Genomic DNA, 22,455 nt, shown 5'->3' on the forward strand with positions numbered 1-22,455 from the left:
CCCTCAGCTCACCACCGGCACGAACACCGCCAACAGCAGGTACGCCGTCGGCACCGCGAACAGGATCGAGTCGAGCCGGTCCATCAGGCCGCCGTGGCCGGGCAGCAGGTTGCTCATGTCCTTGACGCCCAGATCCCGCTTGATCATCGACTCGGCGAGGTCACCGAGCACCGCCGCGCAGGACATCGCCATCCCGAACAGCGCGCCCCACCACGGGGCCACGTCGAACAGCAGCCACAGCAACAGCGCGCTGCCCGCCGCGGCGGCGGTGACCGAGCCGGCGAAGCCCTCCCACGACTTCTTCGGGCTGATCTTCGGAGCCATCGGACGCTTGCCGAAGGCCACCCCGGCCGCGTACCCGCCGGTGTCGGAGAGCACCACCGCCACCAGCGTGACCAGCACCCGCAGGTGACCGTCGTCGGGCGCGGCGGCGAGCAGGGCCGCGAAGCCGGCGAGGAAGGGCACGTAGACCGCGATCAGCGTGGCCGCGGTCAGGTCACGCTGATAGTTGCCGGGACCGTCGCCGAGCCGCCAGATCATCGTGCCCAGCACGGTGACCAGCAGCCCGAGGCAGAGCGCGTCCGGGCCGGCGAACCAGGCCAACCCGACCATGATCACGCCACCGGCGACCAGCGGCACCAGCGGCGGGTGGGCGCCGCTGCGGCGGACCGCCCGCGCCATCTCCCAGATGCCGATCGCCACCGCGGCGGCGAGCACGGCCAGGAACGCCGGCAGGAAGAAGAAGAGCGGCACCACGATCGCCGCGCCGAGGGCCGCCCCGACGCCGATCGCCGCCGGCAGGTTGCGACCCGCCCGGGACGCCGGCGGCGCGGTGCTCGGGGGACGGTCCGCGCTCGCCCGTCGACGCCCCTTCGACCGGCGACCGGCCGGCGGTTCGGGCGCGGGCTCGTCGCGTACCGCGGGGTCGTCACGGACCGTGAGCTCGTCGCGGACCGGGGCGATCTGCGCGGTGGGGTAGTCGTCGTCCGGGCGGTCGTCGCCCGCCGGGCCACGGTCGCCGGGCCCGGGCTCGTCCCGCCGGCCACGCGGCGCGGCCGGGGGGCCGTCGGGCGGCCACGGCGCGTCGTGGTGCCGCTGATCCAGCGGGTACGCGTCGGTGACCGGCCCGGCGTACGCCTCCGCGTCGGGAAAGGCGTCCGGGCCGGGGGCGGGACGCCGCCACGGGCCGGGCTCCAGGCCGGTCTCCGGCCAGGGCAGGGCGGGGGCCGAGCGGTCCCAGCCGCGCGGCTCGGTGCTGCCGTAGGGGTCGGGGTGGGACATCACGCACCGGCAGACGGTACGAAAGCCACCACATGACGCAAGACCAAGACCATCCCCTACCGGCGTGAGACTTCCTGTTGACCGACCGACGGCCGGGCGATTCCCGCCGTTCACCCGGTGGTGGTCGGGAATCGTGCCGAGCCTACTGCAACCGGCCGGCGTCGAGGGTGGACGCCGCCGGGCACGACGACGGCACCGGGCCGCCGCCCGGGGTGCCGGGCGACGGCGGCGCGGTGCCGTGACGGAGTGCGCGGGCCGTTCAGACCTCGAGCAGCTCGCTCTCCTTGTGCTTGATCATTTCATCCACGGTGCCGACGAAGCGCTGGGTCAGGTCGTCCAGGTCCTTCTCCGCGCGCCGGCCCTCGTCCTCGCCGACCTCGCCGTCCTTGACCAGGCGGTCCAGCTCTTCCTTGCCCTTACGGCGGATGTTACGGACGGCGACCTTCGCCTCCTCGCCCTTCTGCCGGGCGACCTTGATCATCTCGCGTCGCCGCTCCTCGGTCATCTGCGGGAGCACGATGCGCAGCTGGTTACCCTCGTTGTTCGGGTTCACCCCGAGATCCGAGTCGCGGATCGCCTTCTCCATCGCATTGGTCTGCGAGGTGTCGTACGGCTTGATGATCACCATGCGCGGCTCGGGCACCGCGATGGACGCCATCTGCGGCAGCGGGGTCGGGCTGCCGTAGTAGTCGATGACGATCCGGGCGAACATGGCGGCGTTGGCGCGACCGGTGCGGATCCCGCCGAATTCCTCCCTGGCGTGCTCGATGGCACGCTCCATCTTCTCCTCCGCCTCGAGGAGGGTGTCGTCGATCACCGGTCTCCTCGCCTCCTTCTGTCGCTCGTCGTGGGCTGTGCTGGGGCTGTGGCAGAGGACCGCTGCCGGTCCGGGTGGGCCGGTCAGGCGGTGATCAGCGTGCCGATCTTCTCACCGCCGACGGCGCGGACGATCGTGTCGTCACCCTGGGCGCCGAAGACCAGCATCGGCAGGCCGTTCTCCATGCAGAGGCTGAACGCGGCGGCGTCGGCGACCCGCAGGTTGCGGCGCAGCACCTCGGAGAAGGTGATCGAGTCGAGCTTGCTCGCCGTCGGGTCGATCCGGGGGTCGGCGGTGTAGACCGCGTCCACGCCGTTCTTGCTCATCAGCACCACGTCCGCGCGGATCTCCAGCGCGCGCTGGGCGGCCACCGTGTCGGTGGAGAAGTACGGCATCCCGGCGCCGGCGCCGAAGATCACCACCCGGCCCTTCTCCAGATGCCGGATCGCGCGCAAAGGAATGTACGGCTCGGCGACCTGGGCCATGGTGATCGCGCTCTGCACCCGGGTCTCGATGCCCTCCTTCTCCAGGAAGTCCTGGAGCGCGAGGCAGTTCATCACCGTGCCCAGCATGCCCATGTAGTCGGCGCGGGCGCGGTCCATGCCGCGCTTCTGCAGCTCGGCGCCGCGGAAGAAGTTGCCGCCGCCGACCACCACGGAGACCTGCACGCCGCGGCGGACCACGGTGGCGATCTGCCGGGCGATGCCCTGGACCACGTCCGGGTCGACGCCGATCGCGCCGCCGCCGAAGACCTCGCCGGACAGCTTCAGCACCACCCGACGGGACCGGCCGGGCGGAGGGGCGGTCGGGTCATCCGCCGCCAGGCTCCGGTCACTCACAACCTGCGTCATCCGCCCCGCCCCTTCTCCCCGCGCACCGCGCGAGCGTCGCGTACCTGCCCTTGCCGACCCTATGTGACGAGGAGGCCGCGGTGCCTGTCGCGTACACCGGCGGCCTCCTCGTCCACGTTCTCGCTGCCCGGGCCCGCGGCCCGGGTGGCGGCTCAGGCCTGGCCGACCTCGAACCGCACGAAGCGGGTCACCTCGATGCCGGCCTCGGCCAGCACCTGCTTGACGGTCTTCTTGTTGTCGGCGACCGAGGCCTGCTCCAGCAGGACGAAGTCCTTGAAGAAGGCGTTCACCCGGCCCTCGACGATCTTCGGGAGCGCCGCCGCGGGCTTGTTCTCCTCGCGGGCGGTCTGCTCGGCGATGCGCCGCTCGGACTCGACCGTCTCGGCGGGCACCTCGTCGCGGGTGAGGTACTTCGGCCGCATCGCGGCGATCTGCATCGCGACGCCACGGGCGTCCGCGTCGCCCGCCTCGTCGGTCTTGCCGGAGAACTGCACCAGCACGCCGACCGCCGGGGGCAGGTCCTGACTCTTGCGGTGCAGGTAGACCGCGGTGGTGCCGTCGAGCTTGGCGAAGCGGTTCAGCACCAGCTTCTCGCCGATCTTGGCGGACTGCTCCTGGATCAGGTCGGCCACGGTCTTGCCGTCGATGGTGCTGGCGAGCAGCTCCTCGGCGTTGGTGGCGTCACTGGTCACGCCGTGCTCGACCAGCTGCTGGGCCAGCGCGATGAAGGCGTCGTTCTTGGCGACGAAGTCGGTCTCGCAGTTGAGTTCGAGCAGCGCCTGGCCGGAGTGGGCGATGAGACCGTTGGCGGCGGTGCGACCGGCCCGCTTGCCCACGTCCTTCGCGCCCTTGACGCGCAGGATCTCGACGGCCTTGTCGAAGTCGCCCTCGGCCTCGGTCAGCGCCTTCTTGGAGTCCATCATGCCGGCGCCGGTGAGGTCCCGGAGCTTCTTGACGTCCGCGGCGGTGAAGTTGGACATGACTCTCTCTTCGGTGTCTGTGACTACTGCGGTGGGATGGTCTGACTGCCGGTTACCCGGAACCGGGCCGGTGTCGCCCGGTGTGTCCGCCGCGCCCCGCCGGCCGGCGCAGAACCGGCCGGCGGGGACGCGACGGTGCGATCACTCCGCGGCGGCGGTCGCCGGCTGCTCGGCAGCGGCCGGGGCCGGCTGCTGCTCGGCGGCGGCCGGCTGCTCAGCGGCGGCGGGCTGCTCAGCGGCGACGGCGGGCTGCTCGTCGGCCTTCTTCGGCTCCTCGAGCAGCTCGCGCTCCCACTCGGCCAGCGGCTCGTCGGCGCCGACCTGGCCCGCCTCGGGCTTCTCGTCGCCGCCCCGGCCACGGCCGGAACGCGCGATCAGACCGTCGGCGACGGCCGCGGCGACGACCTTGGTCAGCAGCTCGGCCGAGCGGATGGCGTCGTCGTTACCCGGGATCGGGAAGTCGACCTCGTCCGGGTCGCAGTTGGTGTCCAGCACGGCGATCACCGGGATGCCCAGCTTGCGGGCCTCGTCGACGGCGATGTGCTCCTTCTTGGTGTCGACGATCCAGACCGCGGCCGGGAGCTTCTGCATGTCCCGCAGGCCACCGAGGGTCTTGGTGAGCTTGATCTTCTCGCGGGAGAGCTGGAGGGTCTCCTTCTTGGTGTAACCGGCGGCGGTGCCGCTCAGGTCACCCAGGGCCTCAAGCTCCTTCATCCGCTGGAGCCGCTTGTACACGGTCTGGAAGTTGGTCAGCATGCCACCGAGCCAGCGGTGGTTGACGTACGGCTGGCCGACCCGGGTCGCCTGCTCGGCGATGGCCTCCTGGGCCTGCTTCTTGGTGCCGACGAACAGGATGCTGCCGCCGCCCGCGACGGTGGTGCGGATGAACGAGTACGCCTTCTCGATGTAGTCGAGGGTCTGGCGCAGGTCGATGATGTAGATACCGTTGCGCTCGGTGAAGATGAAGCGCTTCATCTTCGGGTTCCAGCGCCGGGTCTGGTGCCCGAAGTGCACACCGCTCTCCAGCAGCTGACGCATGGTCACGACGGCCATGGTGGGTACTCCTACTTTGTCCCTGGTTGTCCGTCCGGCCGGCGGCCGGACGCCTGGCGCCCGGTCGCCGGCCAGGGTGGGCCCGGACGAAGGACCGGGACCAGGGAGGCCGTCGCTCCACGGAATGACCATGGAGAGGGCACGCGAGGTCGACCGCACGAGGCGGTCGCCAGTTGACCAGTGTACGCGCCTTCTCCGCCCCCCGGCCCCGGGGTGCGTAGTCGCCGGCGGTCAGCGGGCCGCGAGCGCGGCGGCGGTCAGCGGTGGTCAGCGGGCCGCGAGCACGCCAGCGGTCAGCGGTGGTCAGCGGGCCGCGAGCACGCCAGCGGTCAGCGGTGGTCAGCGGGCCGCGAGCACGCCAGCGGTCAGCGGTGGTCAGCGGGCCGCGAGCACGCCAGCGGTCAGCGGTGGTCAGCGGGCCGCGAGCACGCCAGCGGTCAGCGGTGGTCAGCGGGCCGCGAGCACGCCAGCGGTCAGCGGTGGTCAGCGGGCCGCGAGCACGCCAGCGGTCAGCGGTGGTCAGCGGGCCGCGAGCACGCCAGCGGTCAGCGGTGGTCAGCGGGCCGCGAGCACGCCAGCGGTCAGCGGTGGTCAGCGGGCCGCGAGCACGCCAGCGGTCAGCGGTGGTCAGCGGGCCGCGAGCACGCCAGCGGTCAGCGGTGGTCAGCGGGCCGCGAGCACGCCAGCGGTCAGCGGTGGTCAGCGGGCCGCGAGCGCGGCGGCGGTCAGCGGGCGGCGAGCGCGGCGGCGACGAAGAGCACCAGACCCACGGTCAGGTACGCGGTCGGCGGGCGGAGCCAGCCGCGGCTGCCGTCGGCCAGCGCGAGCCCACCGGTGCGCAGGCCGTACAGCCCGGCACCGAAGATCGGCAGCCCGACCACGAGGAACGTGCCCACCACGACGTGCGACGTGGAGACCGGGTCACCCACCAGCCCGTGCAGCAGCACCCGGAACGCGGGCACCTCCAGCACCAGCACGAGCGCCGCCAGCAGCACCGCCAACGCCGGGCGCCGGGTCCGGTAGACGCCGTCACCGGGCGGCGGCCCGTCCGACCGGGGCACGACCGCCGGCATCGGGCCGGTCGGCATCTCCAGCGGGTTCACCGGCGCCGTCGGCTCGGTCGGGGCGGTCGGGCGCTCGCCGATGGTCAGCGAGGTGGCCGCACCCGGGCTCGGCCGGCCGCCCACCGAGATCTGCGTCCCGCCGGCCGTGGCGGGCTCCGCCGACCGGCCGGTCTCCACGATCGGGTAGCCGCCGAGCGGGCCCGGACGCGCCGGATCGCCGCTCCCGGCCGGGGCGTCCGCGCCGAACCCCCCGAACGAGCCCGGACCGGCATTCCCGGCCGGGGCATCCGCGCCGAACCCCCCGAACGAGGCCGGACCGGCCGAAACGGCACCTCCGGCCGGGGCGTCCGCGCCGAAACTCCCGAACGAGGCGGGTCGGGCCGGGTCGGCGCCCCCGGCGAGGGCGTCGGTTCCGCGCGACCCGAGCGGGTCCGGCGCGCCGCGCGACGCGGTGCCGAGCGCGTCGACGCCGCTGCGCGACACCGCTCCGAGCCGGTCGTCCCCGTGCCCGGCCGCTGACTCGCGGGCCGCCCGCCGGCCGGCCCGCCCCGGCAGTTCCCCGGAGACCTCCGGGTCGTCCGGTCGCTGTGACCGCCAACCACTCGTGTCGTCGACGAGCGGATCGGCGGCGGAGTACCGGTCCGCGTACCGGCCCTCGCCCGCCCGCTGCTCCGGGGCGCGGTAGTCGTCGTCGCGGTAGCGCGGCTCGCCCGCGGCACGCCAGTCCGACTCGTACCCGCGGTCGCCCCACCGCGGTTCCTGCTGATCCTCGGGATAGCTCCGTCGTCCGTCCACGACGGGCACGGTATGCGACCGCCACCAGCAACGCCATTCGGCCATGCACTGTCGGCGGTCCCGGCGACAACCTATTGGCGTCACAGAGAAAGCACGCTGAGTAATGTAACTGCTGCTCCAGATAGGATCGATCAGCACGTCCGAGCACCTCGAAAACAGCGCGGTCCAGACGGCCGAGGGGAAGTTGTTGACCGCTTGAGTCGATCCGGATCGACTCAAGCGGTCAACAACACCCAAAGAATAGGACTTGAAACCCTTACCTGTGATTCAACATCTTCGAGATTCAAGTCCCCACCCCGTACAACCAGACCGCGGTTTGTATCGACTTTCAACGAGCACCGTTGGGCAACTGACCGAACTAGGGTGAGAACAAGATCAGGCTCACGGTAGTCCACGCTGAAGATAGAACGCAGCGATTCTGGAAGCTGAGATCTCGGCCAATCCTCGAAAATGCCTTCAACCTCGGGATCTGACACCTCGACAACGTAGCACCGCTCATCGCCGCGCCGAATTGTCAAAACGTTCCCCTCGTTCGAGACGGTGCCGACCGATTGAGCAAAGTCCGCCAACCTTCCCAGATCGACTGTCTGGTCATCAAAAACCAGGATCACCGTCTCCGTCACGCTTTCGGCCCAATCCAAGCGATTAGATCTTCCGCGTTCCGGAAGACGGGCACACCAAGCTTTTCGATCCCCTTCGCGACACTACCTTTCAGATTCGGACCATAGATTGCGACACGTCGCCCGTCCGCGCTCGGCAGGATCCGCTGTTCCATCTGACCAATACGACGAACGCGCAGCAGTATGCCCCTACCTGTAAACCTCGCGTTTCAAGCGGTCAGGAGCGTCTGAAAGTATCTCGGAAGCACGATTCCAATCAGCGGTACCAATGCGATGGCGAAGTGCCCATCTTATCACCGGAATGGCATCCGCCGACTCAATGAAGCGTGCTCGGTCACGGGAGTCCGCGAAGCCTTGGTCGCGTATCCGAACCCATGCCATCAGGGCCGACTCAGGGTCACTAACCGCCGCGACCAAGGCTATATCCCTAGGTCGAGCACTTGCACGAATCCTACCGTCCCGAGAGTAGCCCAGAACTACGCAAGTCAGGGATTCACCAACATGAGGCCAGTCCTCGAAAGCGACGGCTTCGTCGGCTATATCCACCTTGTCAACGAACCCCCGCACGCCGCCGCTCACCTGCAGCACAAGGCCATATGACGCATGACCCGTGACCTCGCATTGGACGAGCGCATACCTCGGAATCTGCGATTCGGTCATGAAGATCCACCCGGAACCCAGGGGGTCCGTGGGAACTGATTGAATTCGCCGAACAGGTTCCTTGGGATAATAAACTCAAGTAGATCGGGCGTCATGTCTTCCCAAATTTCAATATCATTATCAGTCAACCATTTGTTCGGGACTGCAACCCTGAATCCCTGACCGTGAGTCCCTCCGTGATTTGCAGCATAGTCATTTACCCGCGCTACATTGCCGAAATGAGCGGAACCGTCAAGCTCATCAGTCAAGGGGAAGTGTTCGGGATTAAGTCCATTATCCAATTCACTTGAGCCACGTGCGTTGGGCGAAACACGATACAAGTCTGTAGTGCCACAGTTGTGCACGAGGACCGGCGTGTCGCCAGCGATCACATAGTACGTGTGGACGCTGCGGACCGTGAGGTCGCGCATCGTGCGCTGCCCGCTGAAGTTGTCGACCTTCGCCACCGTTAGGGCGACCCCGTCCGGCGACAACAGCTCTTCCGTCGGTTGGAGATCCGCCGCTTCGACCCATCGGTCGCGGCTCTCGCTCCAGAAGGGGTGGTGCTGCGTGGTGTGCAGGGTGACAAACTCGCCGCGATCATCGCGGACCGAGAGATCGGTCAGCGCCTCGTCCTCGTTGTCGTGAACGGCGTCGACGGGCTCCGCGCTGGTGGCACCTGTCTCGGGGTCGTGGGCGAGGACCTCCTCGCCTTCGGCGATCTCCGCGATCGGCTTGCGCTCCCCGTCCGCCATCAAGACGAGGGTGTCCGGGGCGAAGCTGTGCTTGCACGACTTCTCCGGCGGCGCATCGGTGTTCTTGCTTGCGGGCTTCCCCTTCGTGCCCGGATCCGGCTTCTTCGCGGGAGCGGGCGGAGCCTTCGGCTTGACCTTCGCGAGGTCCTTGGCGCGCGCCTCGGCCTTGAGCATGGCCATCTCGGCCAACTCCTGGCGCGGGTTGATCTTGGGCGTGAGGCGCTCCAACGCCTCCTTGCTCAAGGTCTTGGCGGCCTTCTTCTCCGCCTTCCTGCCGAGTTGTTCACTGACCCACTTGCAGGCCCGCTTCACGAACTTGCAGACCGGCGGGCCCGGGGCCATCGTGACGACGGCCGACTTCGTGTCGCCTTCGTGGAGATAGAGGGCGGCATCGGCCGCGTCGGCTCCCGAGCCGAGGACCGGCACCCAGGACACCACCCCCGCCGCATCGTGCAACACCTTGTTGTTGAACCGTCCAGGGTCACGACGGGTCGACTGTGGCTTGTACTTCTCGACAACGTCCTGGCAGGCGTATCCGTCGATGGTGCGCGGGCAGAGGCCCTTGGGTGTGTCAATCCCCGCGTACTCGGGGATGATCTCACCGCTGGGGTCGGCATAGGTGGTGGGATTGTTGGAGGCGTAGGCGTACGCCTGCATCTGCTGTGGGTTGCCGATGTCGTTGATCGGGTCGGCGGAGATGAACCGCCCGATGGACGGGTCGTACTCCCGGGCGCCCAGGTGCGTCAGACCTGTGGGGTCCTGGTAGCCGCCGAGGAATCCCTGTTGGTTCGGCCAGGTGACCGCGGCGCCGCGCGGGGCGCCGTAGGGCGTCTGGCGGCGTTGGGTGATGGTCTGGTTGGTGTCGTTGGCGATGCTGACTTGGGAGGTTCCCTGGTGGTCGCTGGCCAACCAGGTGATGCCCGTGACGGTGCGCTGGGCGATGACCTCGCCGTTGAACCCGTAGTACCGGGTGGCGCTCACCTGGCCGTTGGTGCCGTTCTTGCGTACCTCTTGGTCGCCGAGGAAGAGTGTGCTGCCGGTTCCGTCGGTGGCGATGAGCCGGTTGCCGCTGGCGTCGTAGATGTAGGAGTTGGTCCCGGCGCTGTCCGTCACCGAGGCCAGGTGTCCCTCGACGTCCCAGCTCATGGTCTGTTGCCCCGACGTTCCGGGGCGGGTCTTCATGTTGCCGACTTCGTCATAGGTGTATGAGCCGGTGGTCGTGCCGGTGTTGTCGGTCCTGCTCCAACCGTCGAGTCGGTGCGGCTGCGCAGCTCTGGCCGCCGGGTAGGAGTAGGAGGTGGTGACCGTGCCGGTCGGCGTGCCGCGCTCGATCTGGGTCAGGCGGTTGCCGACGCGCCCCTTCGGGTCGTCCGGAGCGCCGAACGACCACTGCTGCCAGTACGGTGCCGGGCCACCCAACTCCGACTCGTTCTGCGGCTTCGTGCCGCAGTCGTAGGAGGCCGGGGTCCAGGCCTCGGTCAGTCGGCGTTGGTGGTCGTAGGTGAAGCACTGGGTGTCGCGGGGGCGGGCACCGGAGTTGTCGTCGATCTTCAGGACATTGCCGCTGGCGTCGTATTCGTATGAGGTGTTCGACACGGGCACCGGAGCGGTGGAACGCTGGACGGTGCCGCTGCTGACACGGCCGGTAGCCGGGTCGAAGGTGTTTTTCGTCTGGACAGACTTGGTGCCCGTCAACTGGGTGGACCGGGTGATGAGGCTGAGTTCGTGCAGGTTCGTGTACTTGGACTCGATCGCGTAGTAGCTGGCGTCACCGTAGTTGGTGGCGAGCTTGTCCAGCAGCGCGTACGTGCTGTCGTACTGGTAGTTGAGGACCTCCTCGCTGAGCCCGCCGGCCGCCGGAATGGTGAGAGTGTTCGGTGAACCGTCGGCGAGGAAGCTGGCCTTCGAGGTGAAGGTGCAGGTGACCGCGCCGATGCCGCAGAAGCCGGCCTGCGAGGAGGGCAGGGTCAGCTTGGTCTGGGTGGGTCGGTCCATCTTGTCGACCGAGACCAGTTCGCTGCGGTACTCCTCGGTGCCGATCCAGCGCGAGGCGGACTTCGTCGCGCCCTTGATCGGCGAGTCGTAGGTGAACTCGGTCCGCTTCGGGCCGGTCAGGCTGCCCTCGCGCGTGGTCGACAGCCGCCCCATCCGGTCGTAGGTGTACCAGACGTCGGGGGTGTCCGGGCGGGCGTCGGTGGTCCGCTCCAGCTCGCCCAGGTCGTTGTACTTGCTGGTCGACGTGCCGGTGTCCGGGTCGGTGGTGGAGGTGGGCCGGCCCTGGATGTCGTAGGAGTACGACCAGGTGTTGCCGGACGGGTCCTTGACGGTCGCCAGCTGCCCCACCGGGTGGTACGTGTAGCTGGTTTCGTCGTAGGTACCGGCCGCGGTGGGACCGTGGTACTGCCAGAGCTTCTCGGTCCGGCCGTACAGGTCCGTCCACACCGTGGTGGCCGCGTCACCCGTCGGCGGCGTCACGGTGGTGTGATCGCCGTGGTAGGTCGTGGAGGTCCGGGCCTTCTCCACCTGCACGCCGGCGTTGGTGCCGAGCAGGAGTGAGTGGATCGGGCGGCCGGCCGTGTCGTAGAGGGTCTTGGTCTGGCTGGGCACGTCCTTGTCGTCGCGGAACTTGATGATGGTGGTGTCGATGGCGCCGGCGTCGAAGTAGGCCGCGTTCTCCTTGTAGATGCGGCCGGCGGCGTCGTAGAAGGTGTCGGACAGGATCCGGCCGCTGCCGTATGCCGACTCCTGTGCCTGCCGGGGGCGGCCCAGACCGTCGAGAAGGAGGTAGGAGGTGTCGGTGCCGCCGCCGGCGTTCAACGCCTTGGTGGTGATGAACGAGGGCTGCGACTTGGACAGGGTGTAGCTGTAGCTGTTCGAGGGTGCCGACCCGTAGATGGCGCGGTCACGGTTGGGCAGCCAGACCGCGATGGTGCGGCCCATGGCGTCATAGGTGATCTCGGTTATCCGGTTGTTGGGGTCGGTGGTTTTCACCGGCACACCGAAGGCAGGGTCGAGATCGACGGTGCTCTTCCACAACAGCGGGTTCGTGGTAATCACCTGCGTGACCGGCCCGCCGGACGCCGGCACGTAGTCCGTGTCGGTCTGCTCCCCGGCGATGTCGAAGCTCACGTCGACCCGCCCGTAGGCGTCGTAGGTGGCCGAAGACACCTTCTTGTACGTCCGGGTACCGCCGCTGAAACCCGTGATCGTCTCCACCGCGGTCGCCAGACCGCTGGTCGGCGCCGCGCCGTACGCCTGCGAGTCGAAGCTGAAGCGGGTGTCCGCGGTGATTTGGTTCTCCGCGGTGGGAGTGGTGCCGCACCCGCCCACCCAGCCGTGCGTCCGCCGCACCGGGTCGAGCAACCACTTCGTGGCGTTACGGCCGTACTCGGTCTTCACGCATGCTTCGTCGCCGGTCTTGCTGTCGTCCCCGCCGTCCTCGACGTCGGTCGGCATGCCGTATTCGTCATAGCTGGTGGTGGTCGTGGTCCGCCGGACACCGCCGTCGGTTGCCCCGCGGGCGTGCGTTGCGCCGATCCGGGCGTACCGGGCCTCCGCGACCGGTGTGCCGGAACGCGTGGCGGTCGGTGGGTCGGAGCGCCACATGTCGTTGACGGTGGCGGCGAGGACCGTGGAGCCGAGCCAGGTGATGGTCTCCCGAGGGCTGCCCGCGAAGTGCTCGTAGTCGTTGGCCGGACCACCCTCCCTGCCCTGCACCTTGGTGGTGCGGGTGCCACCAGAGGCGAGCTTGTCGCCGTACATGCCGCGGAAGTACAGGGTCTCGGTCTTGGTGCGGTCGACGCCCTCACCGAGGTAGGTGACGACCGTCGGGTATCCCCGCCACTGCGACCAGGTACGGGTGTCGTCCGGAGCGATGCCGGTGTCGTCCTCGTAGTGCCACAGCGGTTCGTCGTTCTCGTTGAGATAGTCGTAGGCGGTGCGCACCGGCCTTGCTCCGCCGACCTCGTCGATCTGCTGCACCTCCTTCACCACATACTTGTGGAAGAAGTCGGTGACCTTGTCGGTGTAACCGGGTGGCGTCCACTTGACCGGGTAGCAGAGCAGCGTGTTGCTGTCCAGCGCGCTCTTCGAGGGCATCTTGCTGTCCTTGACGCACCCCGGGTCGCTGTAGGTGACGAAGATCTTGCCGCCGGTCTCCAGGTTGATCTGCTTGACCCGGTGCCAGTTCATGGCGAGGGCCCAGTCACTGCCCGCCGCGTCGACCCGGTTCTGCATCTGGACCCGTTCGAAGGTCACCTCCGGCGCGGTGACCGTGCCGCCGTTGAGGCCCTTGTGGGTGATGCCCTCCAGCCACAGGCCGGCGCGGGTTCCGTCACCCGGGTCCGGGAAGGACTGCCGGAACGTCCAGGAGTCGACGTTCTGGTACGCGTTGCTCTTCCACACCTTGGTCAGGACCTCGGTGGTCCGCTTGGCCGACCAGAACGTGGGCGAGCCGTTGAGGCAGGGCTTGGTGGAGGAGAGACACTCCTGGTCCCAAGGGGTGTCCGGCCACGTGGTGTCGTTCTTCGTGGTGCAGTTGGCCAGGCAGCGGTCCATGTTCGTCAGGTCGATGCGGACCGGGACGTTCTCGACGTACGGTGAGGAGGCGGCGTACTCGTTGTTGTCCCGGTTGTCGCTGCCGTAGTCGATGCGGGTCAGGTAGCCGGCCCGGTCGTAGACGACCGGAGTCGAGGTGACCTTGTTCTTGGCGTAGTAGTTGGTCTCCTTGGCCCACCAGTAGGACATGGTGTTGCCGTGGATGTCCTGGACGTAGTCCAGGTTCCAGCGCCAGGCCTGCCGCTTGCCGTTGCAGTCGGAGGCGGCGAACGTGTCGGCGTTGCAGGGCTCACCCGGGTTGTTGCCGTACACGGGGACGGTGAGCACCGAGTTCGTCGTGGGCTTCCCGGACGACCATCCCGGCAACTGGTGGCGGCCGAACCAGTACTGCGTGCCGTCGGTGGTCGTGACCTTCCAGTACTCGTTGTTGTCGTCGCCGTTGCTGTAGGCGGGCGTGGTGGCCAACTCGATCTTCGAGCCGTCCTCGTTGCGCGGATGCCACTTGCCGTCACTGCCCTTGAGCAGTTCGACCGAACTGCCGTTGAGCGACATCACGGCGTTGTCCGGCCCCCAACACAGGTCACCGGTCTTGACCGTGTTGTTGGCGTTGCCGCCCATGTCGTCGGAGCATGCCTTGTAACGGCGTTCGATGAAGCCGGGAGAGTAGTCGAAGCCCTCACCGAAAGCGCCCGGCTGGTTGTTGGAAGCGGCATGCCGGCCGTCCACGGACTGGGACGAGTAGCCGACGGTGAGGGAGGGCGACGGCCCACCCGGCCCAGGCGGCGTGCGCATCGGGTAGGACCACTGGAAGCTACCCGTGGCACCGCTGTGGCCCCACGAAGAGGACGGGCTGAGGCTCGACGCGGTGAAACTACCCGCCCCGCCGGAGGGACCGCTGGTCAGCGCAACAAGCGTCCCCGCACTGGCGGCCGCCGGAGCGACGCCGAGCCGCTTGGCCTCTGCCGGCGACAACGCCCCGCTCACCGGGGCCGCCGCAACGGTCGCCGACACGGTCCGGGTGCGAACGTTGTTGCGTGAGTCCAACGCGACCGGACCGCAGTCCCTGGCCGAGGGCGCGGTCAACGCGCACTCGGGCAGCCTCACAAGCCGTAGCCGCGACGACCAGTCCGCACCGTACGCGGTGGCGAAGGCTGCATAGTCGACGCCGATCTCGACCTGCCCGGCGGAGCGTGTCCCGTCGGAGCGACCGACCCGCAGAAGCAACCCGTTCACCCCTGCCGCAGCGCTCTGCGTGCGCGACAGCACCTGCACCCGCACCTTGCCGGGGGTGGATGCGGCCGAACGAGCCGTCGACGGGCCGGTGGCGGGCCGGACCGTCACCGGAAGGGTGCCGGCGCGGGCGGCGACCTTGGTCGATCGGTCGCTGGCGGAGGTCGCCGGCAACGCCACCTCGGCGGCGGACGCGGTCGGCCACACCGGCGCGGGCCGCTTCACCATCGCGGCGTCGGTGTCCTTGGTGGTGGGCTTGGTCCGCTTGACTTCGTGCAGCGGGGCGGACGGATACCGCTGCGGCTCAAGGTGGGGAGCCGCGGCCGGGCGCTGCGCCTGCACGGGAATCTGCCCGCCGCCTGCGGCGGCGAGCAGCGCGACCAGACCGACGGTGAGGGCGCGTCGGGCACCGCTCCCCATGGTGTTGACGGCCGGCGTTCGCCCGCGATTGCGGTGCGGCCGACCAGCTCTGGCAGTTCTCATCAGGTCCCTTCGGAGGTCACGGATGTCCGACCCGCGCCGGCTCGCGCGGGAGGTTGCTGGATGGTCCGGGCGTCACGCTCATGCCTGCAGGACGCCCGGACCGTTCACGAGATCGACGATGGCCGTTCGGTGTCAGAATCCGGCGAACACGGCTTGGACCTCGGCGGCGCTCAGCGCCCCCTGCCATACCTTGACGCTGTCGATCTGCCCACCGAAGTAGTCGGCGGGCGTGCGCCACAGTCCTCGGCCGATCGCCAGCGCGCCATCGCCATGCCATGGGTCATAGGTCTGGGCACTCTGCTTAACCAAGACTCCGTTGACGTAGAGGCTCAACGTCCTGCTCGTGACGTCTTGGACGGCAACTAGGTGGGTCCACTGGTTGGGTATGCAGTCACTTCCGATGACGTAAAGCGCCGAGCTGGAGGTTGAGTCGGCAGAGCGGGTCATCACTGACCATTTCGTTCCCGTCGCGTCGCTGCGGCAACTCAGGAATGAACTGGACACGTTCTTTCCGTCCTGAGCGATGACGGTTCTGGCGCCTGCTCCACCCGTGTAGCGGGCCCACGCGGACACGGTGTATGACTGGTCGGTGCGCAGTACTGGTCCGTCGGTCTGGCTGGCCCCGGAGACACCGTCGAAGGTCAGCCCCATCGAGTCGTAGCCGTCCGCGGTCCAAGCGGCAGACGGTGACGCGGCCAAAGTCAGCGGGCGTTGATAGCCGGACGAGTCACCAGCTTGCCGCGGTTCCTCCTGATCATCGTCGTCCATGTCCCATTGGCCCACCCGGACGGGACGAACAAGTTCCACCAGATCGATCGCCGGGTCGATGGCTCGATCCCAGACGCGGACCTCGCTGATCGCACCCCTGAACCAACCGACCGGTGATCCGTTACGTCCGGCACCGATAAGCAGGGGGCCACTAGCTGTCCAGGCAGGGGCACTGGTCGTGCCCACGCCCCTGCGAACGCCATTGACGTATAGCGACAGCTGGCTGCTGGCGCCCGCATCATAGATACCGGCCAGGTGCACCCACGCCCCGACCTGGACCGGGTCAGGAGTGCATGCTGGCGAGGGAGTGACCGAGGCGTTCGCGATATCGGAGGTATAGCTGGTGAAGCACCACCGTTGCTTGGTGGGGAAGTACTGAAGTTCGAAGGGGCTCTTGTTGGCGCCAGCTTGCGCCACGACCACTCCGCCGACGGCATCGGCGCGAACCCATGCAGCGAAAGTGAAGCTGCGGGCGGTGTCAACGACTGGGCCTGCGGTGACCGCCTGGTCGTCGACGCCGTCAAGTTCGACCGCCCAGTCTTTGCCGGACTGCTTGTGGACACCCAGTACGCGGGAGTCCGCCCACTTCGGCGAAGGGGCCAGCGTCGCTGCGGCCCCACCGTCGAGCTTGTTGGCGAGGGTGGTGCCGGAGCCCTCGTCCATCGCCCAGTGGGCGACCGGGGCCGAGGGGTCACCGGCGTAGAAGACGTAGTCGTAGGAGGCGGAGGGGTTGCCGGCCTGGTCACGGCTGCGCACTGTTACCACGTTCTCCAGCCGTACGGTCGGCGTGACCCAGACCGTCGCCGGGCCGCCCAGCTGGCTTGCCCGTACCGTCATCTCCGGGCCGCCGTTGACCTGGTAGACGTAGTCGAAGACGTCAGCCGCGCCATTGGCCGAGAACGTGAACCGCCCCGAATAGCCGGGCGATCCATGCGAATCCAGATCGGTGCCACGCGGTGGCGCCTCGGGGTACAGCCCGTCCGCTGCCGTGACGGTCGGAGTCGAGGCCGGCGCGGAGTAGTCGACGGAGAACTCGCACCACGGTGACGCGCTCGCCGACACCCCGCCCAGCGTGTCCTTGGTCTGCACCTGCCACCGGTAGAGCTCGCCGTTCACCGTCTTCGTGGTCAACTGCAGTTCGGCCTTGGCCCCGGGTGCGACCCCGGAGTCGGTCTTCGGCCAGCCGGACACGTTCGTCCAGGTGCTGCCCACCAGCTTCTGCAGCGTGAAGACGCCGGCGAGGCTGCCACCGCCGCTGCCGTCCGGATCGCTCACCGTCGCCTTCAGCCACGGGAAGTCCGAACGCACCGCGGGCCGCGACGTGCCGGTCACGCAGACCTGCGCCGGCGCGGTGTAGCCGGCGTGGGTCGACAGCTGCGCCGCGGTCGGGGTGTTGGGGTTGGTGTTGTACTCGATCGTCAGCTTGGTCTGTACCGGGTCGAACTTCTTCCACCAGTTGCTGGTCGACTCCGACGTTCCGTCGGACCGCCGGGTCGACAGAGCCAGCGTGTAGATGTCCTGGCCGCGGTTGGCGCTGATGTCGTCGATGACGTTCTGGCTCGCGAACTCCATCGGCTTGTCCGGCTGCGGATCATCGCTGCAACCAGCGCCCCCCGACGGCTTGTGCGCGTGCGCCGACCGCTCCTCCAACCACTTCGAGAAGCTCGGCCCGGACCATGCCTGCTTACCAGTGGTCGCAATGTCGGCCGTACGCCACAGGTTCACCGGCGTGCTGTCGCAGTCCCACGAGTGCGTCATCTCTGTCAGGAACTTCGCGTCGCGGATCGTCTTGCCGGACAGCGAGACGAGCTTGAACGAGAAGTACGACCGGTACGTGCCGGACCCCTCAGGGTCCTTGCCGACCCGGGCCACACCGTCGTTACGGGTCGCGTCGTTGGTGCTCGAGTAACCCCACCGGGTCTTCTCGATCGTGCTTCACGGGTCGATGACGACCGGGTACACGGTGCCCTTACCACGCAGCAGCGCCCGGTCGGGCCGGATAACAAGATCCTCGCCCTGGACCCCGGTCGGGATCTCCGCCTTACGCGCCCGGTCCGGCACCACCCGCAGCGCCTCACGACGGCCCTGAACCGCGAATGCGTTCGCCGCCCGACTCGCGGCGCCCTGGGCGGCCGAGGCCACCCCGGCCGAGTCCCACATCAACGCCCCGCCAGCGGACAGCACCGAGCGACCGTTACGGTCGGCGACCTCGAACCCGCCGCCGGACCGGGACCGCTTGGTGAGAGTGCCCGTGGTGTGCAGCGCGAACCGCAGCTCGTCCAGCGCCGGGTTCGCCGCCGCCTGCGCGGACCTGACCACCAGAGCCCAGGTGAACCCGTCGCGCAGCGCCCGCAGCCGCAGGTCCACCTCCGGCAGCACCGATTCGTACACGGCGGTGTCACCATCGATCGTCGGCGCCGGCAGGTTTCCTGGCCAGGACAGCGACACCTGCCCCTCGGCCAGGGGCAGCCGGATCGTCGGACCGCTCCCACCGGCGGTGAACGTCACGTCCGTCAACGTCGCCACCGGCGCCACCGACCCGTCGGCCCGCCGCTCCAGCCGGGTATCGATCTTCCGCCACGGCCCACCACCGCGACCCCGGGTCCACTGCGGCTCCGCATAGGACTCCAACACCAGCGTGCCCCGCGGAGTCGCCAGCACACGTGCGCTCTCAGCCTTGAGGGCGGTCACCTCCACTGACATCTTCAACTTCCGGGCCTGAGCCAAGGCGTCGACCTCGTTCAGCGCCGGCGCCTCCGGGGCGGCCGACGATTCGGGGGCCGCCGGCTCCGCCCCAGCTGGCGAGGACATCGCGGTCGGACCGGCGACGGCCACCAAGGCCAGCGCGACCACCGACGCGGCGAGTCCGGGGCGGCACCGCCCGACGGCGATTTCACGTCTTGTCACCAAGCACTCCTCGTTACGCGTGTGTGAGCAGCCCAAAGGACCCGCGCATGGGAGCGCGGGAAGGGTAAGTGACTGTCAACCAGGTACGGCAGGGGCGGCGAAGCCCGAGCCGACAGTCAGGACTCGTCAGCCTTCGTGGATCACTAAGGAAGGCGCGTGATCAGCAGCCGCACCGCAGGTTCGTGGGAGATGATGCGGTCGTCGTCGTTCCGGCACCGCACCAACGCGGCGCTAGCGTCCTGCGCAGATTCACCCGAGCCCCCGTTAAGTACTATCGGCTAGGTGACAGTAGGGAGTACCAACTCCCGGTGTAAAGCGGCGTCACAAATGGTAGCCACAAAACGCCCATGTGATCCTGAGAGCGGCAGCGCCCTCACCGTCCGCGAGCACGCTCGACATAGCAGATTGGTCGAGTGATCGCGGGCCCGTCCACAAGCCGCCGTCATCCACAGGCCGGAGCCGCGGGACGCGCACGATCGGCCCGGTGGCCCGCATCCTGACCGGCATGACGAACCGGAACCAGGCCGTCGGCGCCTACGGCGAGCGGTGCGCGCTGCGGCACCTGATCGAGACCGGGCTACGCCCGATCGCCCGCAACTGGCGCTGCCCCGACGGGGAGATCGACATCATCGCCTGGGAGGGGCCGGTCCTCGCCTTCTGCGAGGTGAAGACGCGGCGCACCGAGCGGTACGGCTCCCCCGCCGAGGCCGTGGTCCGGGCCAAGGCACGCCGGCTGCGCGGCCTGGCCGCCCGCTGGCTCGCCGAGACCGGCACCACCGCCGACGAGGTCCGTTTCGACGTGCTCTCGGTCCGGTTGCCGGCCGCCGGCCACGCCCGCGTGGAACACCTCCGGGGCGCGTTCTGACATGGGCTACGCCAAGGTCCTCAGCGTCGGGCTGGCCGGCGTGTCCGGGCAGGTGGTCGAGGTGGAGGCCGACCTCGCGCCCGGCCTGCCGGCGGTGCTCATCTCCGGCCTGCCGGACACCGCGCTGCACGAGGCCCGCGACCGGGTTCGCGCCGCCATCGTCAACTCCGGCCAGAAGTGGCCGAACCGGCGGATCACACTCAACCTGCTCCCCGCCACCCTGCCCAAGTACGGTTCCGCGTTCGACCTCGCCATCGCCGTCGCCGTGCTCGCCGGTTCCGGCGAACTACCGCCGGTCGCCCTGGAGGGCACCGTCGTCCTCGGCGAACTCGGTCTCGACGGCGCGGTCCGCCCGGTCCGGGGCGCTCTGCCCATGGTCGCCGCCGCCGCCCGGGCCGGCTGCCCGCGGGTCGTGGTGCCCGCCGGCAACGCCGCGGAGGCCGCCGTCATCCCCGGCGTACGGGTGCACGGGGTCGACACGCTGCACCGGCTCGTCGCGCACGTTCGCGGCGGCGTGCCACTGCTCGCCTCACCGGAGCCGCCGCCGGCCGGCACGCCCACCGGTCCCGACCTCAGCGACGTCGCCGGGCAGCCCTTCGGCCGGCGCGCACTGGAGATCGCCGCCGCCGGCGGCCACCACCTCGCTCTGCTCGGCCCGCCCGGGGCCGGCAAGACCATGCTCGCCGAACGGCTGCCGTCGATCCTGCCCGCGCTGGACGACGAGGCCGCCCTGGAGGTGACGGCGCTGCACTCGATCGCCGGCCTGCTGCCGCCCGGCGGCGGGCTGCTGCGCCGCCCACCGTTCCAGGCGCCGCACCACACCGCCACGGTGCCCGCGCTGGTCGGCGGCGGCTCCGGGCTGGCCCGGCCCGGCGCCGTGTCACTGGCCCACCGGGGCGTGCTCTTCCTCGACGAGGCGCCGGAGTTCAGCAAGGGCGCGCTGGAGGCGTTGCGCCAGCCGCTGGAGAGCGGACGGGTCCGGGTCGCCCGCACCCGGGGCGCCGTTGAGTACCCGGCCCGTTCCCAACTGGTGCTGGCCGCCAACCCCTGCCCCTGCGCGAAGCCGTCCGGCGACGCCGACTGCGAGTGCGCACCGCAGGCCCGGCGGCGCTACCTCGGCCGGCTTTCCGGGCCACTGCTCGACCGGGTCGACGTGCAGGTGCAACTGATGCCGGTGACCGCGGCGGAGCTGATGGAGACGGTGACCGTGAGCGAGTCCTCGTCGACTGTCGCCGCCCGCGTCACCGCGGCCCGACGAGCCGCCGCCGACCGGTGGGCCGGCACCGGGCACCGGCTCAACGCCGAGATACCGGGGCCGCTCCTCCGCCGTCCACCGTGGCGGCTCCCCGCCGACGACACCGCTGAGCTACGCGCCCGGCTGGACTCCGGATCGATCTCCGCACGCGGCTTCGATCGCGTCATCCGAATGGCCTGGACCGTCGCCGACCTGGACGGGCGCGCACGCCCGGACCGGCAGGACGTGCTGGAGGCCCTCCAACTCAGGACGGGAGCAGGCGCATGAGCACCAGGGAGGAGCGGCTGCTCGCCCGGCTGGCGTTGACCTGGCTCGCCGAGCCCGGCACCTGGACCGTGTACCGGCTGGTGGACTCGATCGGCCCGATCGCCACGCTGGACCTGCTGCTCGACGGCGGCGCACCCGAGGACCGGCTCCGCGCCACCGTGGCGGCCCGCCGCGCCGGCGGTGACGCACGCGGCGTCGCCGCCGACGCGCTGGCCCGCGCGGAACGGCTCGGTGCCCGCGTCATCTGCCCGGAGGACGCCGAGTGGCCGGTTCGACTCGCCGACCTGCGCCGTCTCCGGCTGCCCGACGCCAGCCGGCGGGTGGACCTGGAAACCGCCCCGCCGCTGTGCCTGTGGCTGCGCGGCGCCCCGCGACTGGACGAATCCCTGGAGCGTTCCGTGGCCGTGGTCGGCGCCCGGGCCGCGACCGCGTACGGCCTGCACGTGGCGACCGAACTCGGCTACGGTCTCGCCGACCGGGGCTGGACCGTGGTCTCCGGGGGCGCCTTCGGCGTCGACGCGGCGGCGCATCGGGGCGCGCTGAACGCGGGCGGGGTGACGGTGAGCGTGCTGGCGTGCGGGATAGACCGGCCCTACCCGATGGGCAACGCCGCGCTCTTCGACCGGATCGCCGAGTCCGGGTTGCTGCTCGGCGAATGGCTGCCGGGGGCGGAGCCCCTGCGTCCCCGGTTCCTCATCCGGAATCGCGTGATCGCCGCCGGAACCGTCGGCACCGTGCTGGTGGAGGCGTCCGCCCGCAGCGGGGCGACCCAGACGACGAGACGGGCGCTCGCCCTCAGCCGCCCGGCCATGGTCGTTCCGGGTCCGGTCACGTCGGCCATGTCCGTCGGCGCCCACGAGATCCTCCGCGAGGAGCCGAGGGCCCGCCTGGTCACCGGCGTGGCACACGTGCTGGAGGAGGTGGGTCGGATCGGCGCGGACCTCGCCCCGCCCGTACGCGGGCCGAGCCGGCCCACCGACCAGCTCGACGACGAGGCCACGCTGCTGGTGGAGACGTTTCCGCGTCGCGGCGTGATCGGTTTGGAGGCGCTGGCCGCCCGGGCCGGCGTGGACATCCGGGCGGCCATGCGGAAGCTGTCGCTGCTGGAGGAGCTCCACCTCGTGGTGCGCCGTGACGGCGGGTACGCGTTGGCTCCCCCGCCGACGCCCGTCAGGCGGACGGACGCCGGGACCGGAGATGGGTGAGCGTTCCGCTCCCCGGTCTCCAGCTCCGCGACGAGGGCCCGGATCGCGTCCGGCAGGCCACGG

13 protein-coding genes are annotated in these 22,455 nt (G+C 69.6%); 3 read left to right on the top strand and 10 right to left on the bottom strand.

The features are described from left to right. Positions 1-3 precede the first annotated feature (3 nt). The 10 genes from TPA0908_RS06700 to TPA0908_RS06745 all read right to left on the bottom strand — a co-directional run bounded on the left by TPA0908_RS06700 (position 4) and on the right by TPA0908_RS06745 (position 18,800). Positions 4-1,281, bottom strand: a complete 1,278-nt coding sequence (locus tag TPA0908_RS06700; RefSeq protein ID WP_281935653.1) for a phosphatidate cytidylyltransferase — start codon at positions 1,279-1,281, stop codon at positions 4-6. A gap of 259 nt (positions 1,282-1,540) precedes the next feature. After that, the gene (gene frr / locus TPA0908_RS06705; protein ID WP_281935654.1) at positions 1,541-2,098 is read right to left on the bottom strand and encodes a ribosome recycling factor; all 558 of its coding nucleotides are present in this window, start codon (positions 2,096-2,098) and stop codon (positions 1,541-1,543) included. 83 nt (positions 2,099-2,181) lie between these two features. Beyond that, entirely contained in the window at positions 2,182-2,949 is a 768-nt protein-coding gene (gene pyrH / locus TPA0908_RS06710; protein WP_036345766.1) for a UMP kinase, read from the bottom strand. 152 nt (positions 2,950-3,101) lie between these two features. Next, entirely contained in the window at positions 3,102-3,929 is an 828-nt protein-coding gene (tsf, locus tag TPA0908_RS06715) for a translation elongation factor Ts (RefSeq protein WP_281935656.1), read from the bottom strand. 141 nt (positions 3,930-4,070) lie between these two features. Next, positions 4,071-4,982 (bottom strand): 30S ribosomal protein S2, encoded by a 912-nt coding sequence (rpsB, locus tag TPA0908_RS06720; RefSeq protein WP_281935658.1) that lies wholly within the window; start codon positions 4,980-4,982, stop codon positions 4,071-4,073. A gap of 725 nt (positions 4,983-5,707) precedes the next feature. Then, the gene (locus TPA0908_RS06725) at positions 5,708-6,850 is read right to left on the bottom strand and encodes a hypothetical protein (RefSeq protein WP_308447816.1); all 1,143 of its coding nucleotides are present in this window, start codon (positions 6,848-6,850) and stop codon (positions 5,708-5,710) included. Positions 6,851-7,056: 206 nt separating this feature from the next. Beyond that, entirely contained in the window at positions 7,057-7,464 is a 408-nt protein-coding gene (locus tag TPA0908_RS06730) for a hypothetical protein (protein ID WP_281935661.1), read from the bottom strand. A gap of 653 nt (positions 7,465-8,117) precedes the next feature. Beyond that, positions 8,118-15,125 (bottom strand): RHS repeat-associated core domain-containing protein, encoded by a 7,008-nt coding sequence (locus tag TPA0908_RS06735; RefSeq protein WP_281935663.1) that lies wholly within the window; start codon positions 15,123-15,125, stop codon positions 8,118-8,120. A gap of 132 nt (positions 15,126-15,257) precedes the next feature. Next, positions 15,258-17,765, bottom strand: coding sequence for a LamG domain-containing protein (locus TPA0908_RS06740; protein ID WP_281935665.1), 2,508 nt, complete (start codon positions 17,763-17,765; stop codon positions 15,258-15,260). 63 nt (positions 17,766-17,828) lie between these two features. Beyond that, positions 17,829-18,800 (bottom strand): hypothetical protein, encoded by a 972-nt coding sequence (locus TPA0908_RS06745; RefSeq protein WP_281935667.1) that lies wholly within the window; start codon positions 18,798-18,800, stop codon positions 17,829-17,831. Between the two features lie 505 nt (positions 18,801-19,305). On the opposite strand from TPA0908_RS06745, the gene TPA0908_RS06750 reads away from it, so the two are divergent. The 3 genes from TPA0908_RS06750 to TPA0908_RS06760 are packed head-to-tail and all read left to right on the top strand — an operon-like array spanning position 19,306 to position 22,392. Continuing rightward, positions 19,306-19,665: a YraN family protein gene (locus TPA0908_RS06750; RefSeq protein WP_281935668.1), complete on the top strand. Its 360-nt coding sequence runs from the start codon at positions 19,306-19,308 to the stop codon at positions 19,663-19,665. 1 nt (position 19,666) lies between these two features. After that, positions 19,667-21,187: a YifB family Mg chelatase-like AAA ATPase gene (locus TPA0908_RS06755; protein WP_281935671.1), complete on the top strand. Its 1,521-nt coding sequence runs from the start codon at positions 19,667-19,669 to the stop codon at positions 21,185-21,187. Further along, the gene (locus tag TPA0908_RS06760; RefSeq protein ID WP_281935673.1) at positions 21,184-22,392 is read left to right on the top strand and encodes a DNA-processing protein DprA; all 1,209 of its coding nucleotides are present in this window, start codon (positions 21,184-21,186) and stop codon (positions 22,390-22,392) included. Before TPA0908_RS06755 ends, TPA0908_RS06760 begins: the two co-directional genes overlap by 4 nt. Positions 22,393-22,455 lie beyond the last annotated feature (63 nt).

Origin of the sequence: Micromonospora sp. AKA38, from assembly GCF_027925725.1 — a bacterium.
Taxonomy (GTDB): domain Bacteria; phylum Actinomycetota; class Actinomycetes; order Mycobacteriales; family Micromonosporaceae; genus Micromonospora.

Bases quoted from the DNA above. Each gene is read 5' to 3' on its own strand.
- TPA0908_RS06700 (WP_281935653.1), bottom strand. From the start codon at position 1,281: ATGTCCCACCCCGACCCCTACGGCAGCACCGAGCCGCGCGGCTGGGAC.
- pyrH (WP_036345766.1), bottom strand. From the start codon at position 2,949: ATGACGCAGGTTGTGAGTGACCGGAGCCTGGCGGCGGATGACCCGACC.
- tsf (WP_281935656.1), bottom strand. From the start codon at position 3,929: ATGTCCAACTTCACCGCCGCGGACGTCAAGAAGCTCCGGGACCTCACC.
- rpsB (WP_281935658.1), bottom strand. From the start codon at position 4,982: ATGGCCGTCGTGACCATGCGTCAGCTGCTGGAGAGCGGTGTGCACTTC.
- TPA0908_RS06735 (WP_281935663.1), bottom strand. From the start codon at position 15,125: ATGAGAACTGCCAGAGCTGGTCGGCCGCACCGCAATCGCGGGCGAACG.
- TPA0908_RS06750 (WP_281935668.1), top strand. From the start codon at position 19,306: ATGACGAACCGGAACCAGGCCGTCGGCGCCTACGGCGAGCGGTGCGCG.
- TPA0908_RS06755 (WP_281935671.1), top strand. From the start codon at position 19,667: ATGGGCTACGCCAAGGTCCTCAGCGTCGGGCTGGCCGGCGTGTCCGGG.
- TPA0908_RS06760 (WP_281935673.1), top strand. From the start codon at position 21,184: ATGAGCACCAGGGAGGAGCGGCTGCTCGCCCGGCTGGCGTTGACCTGG.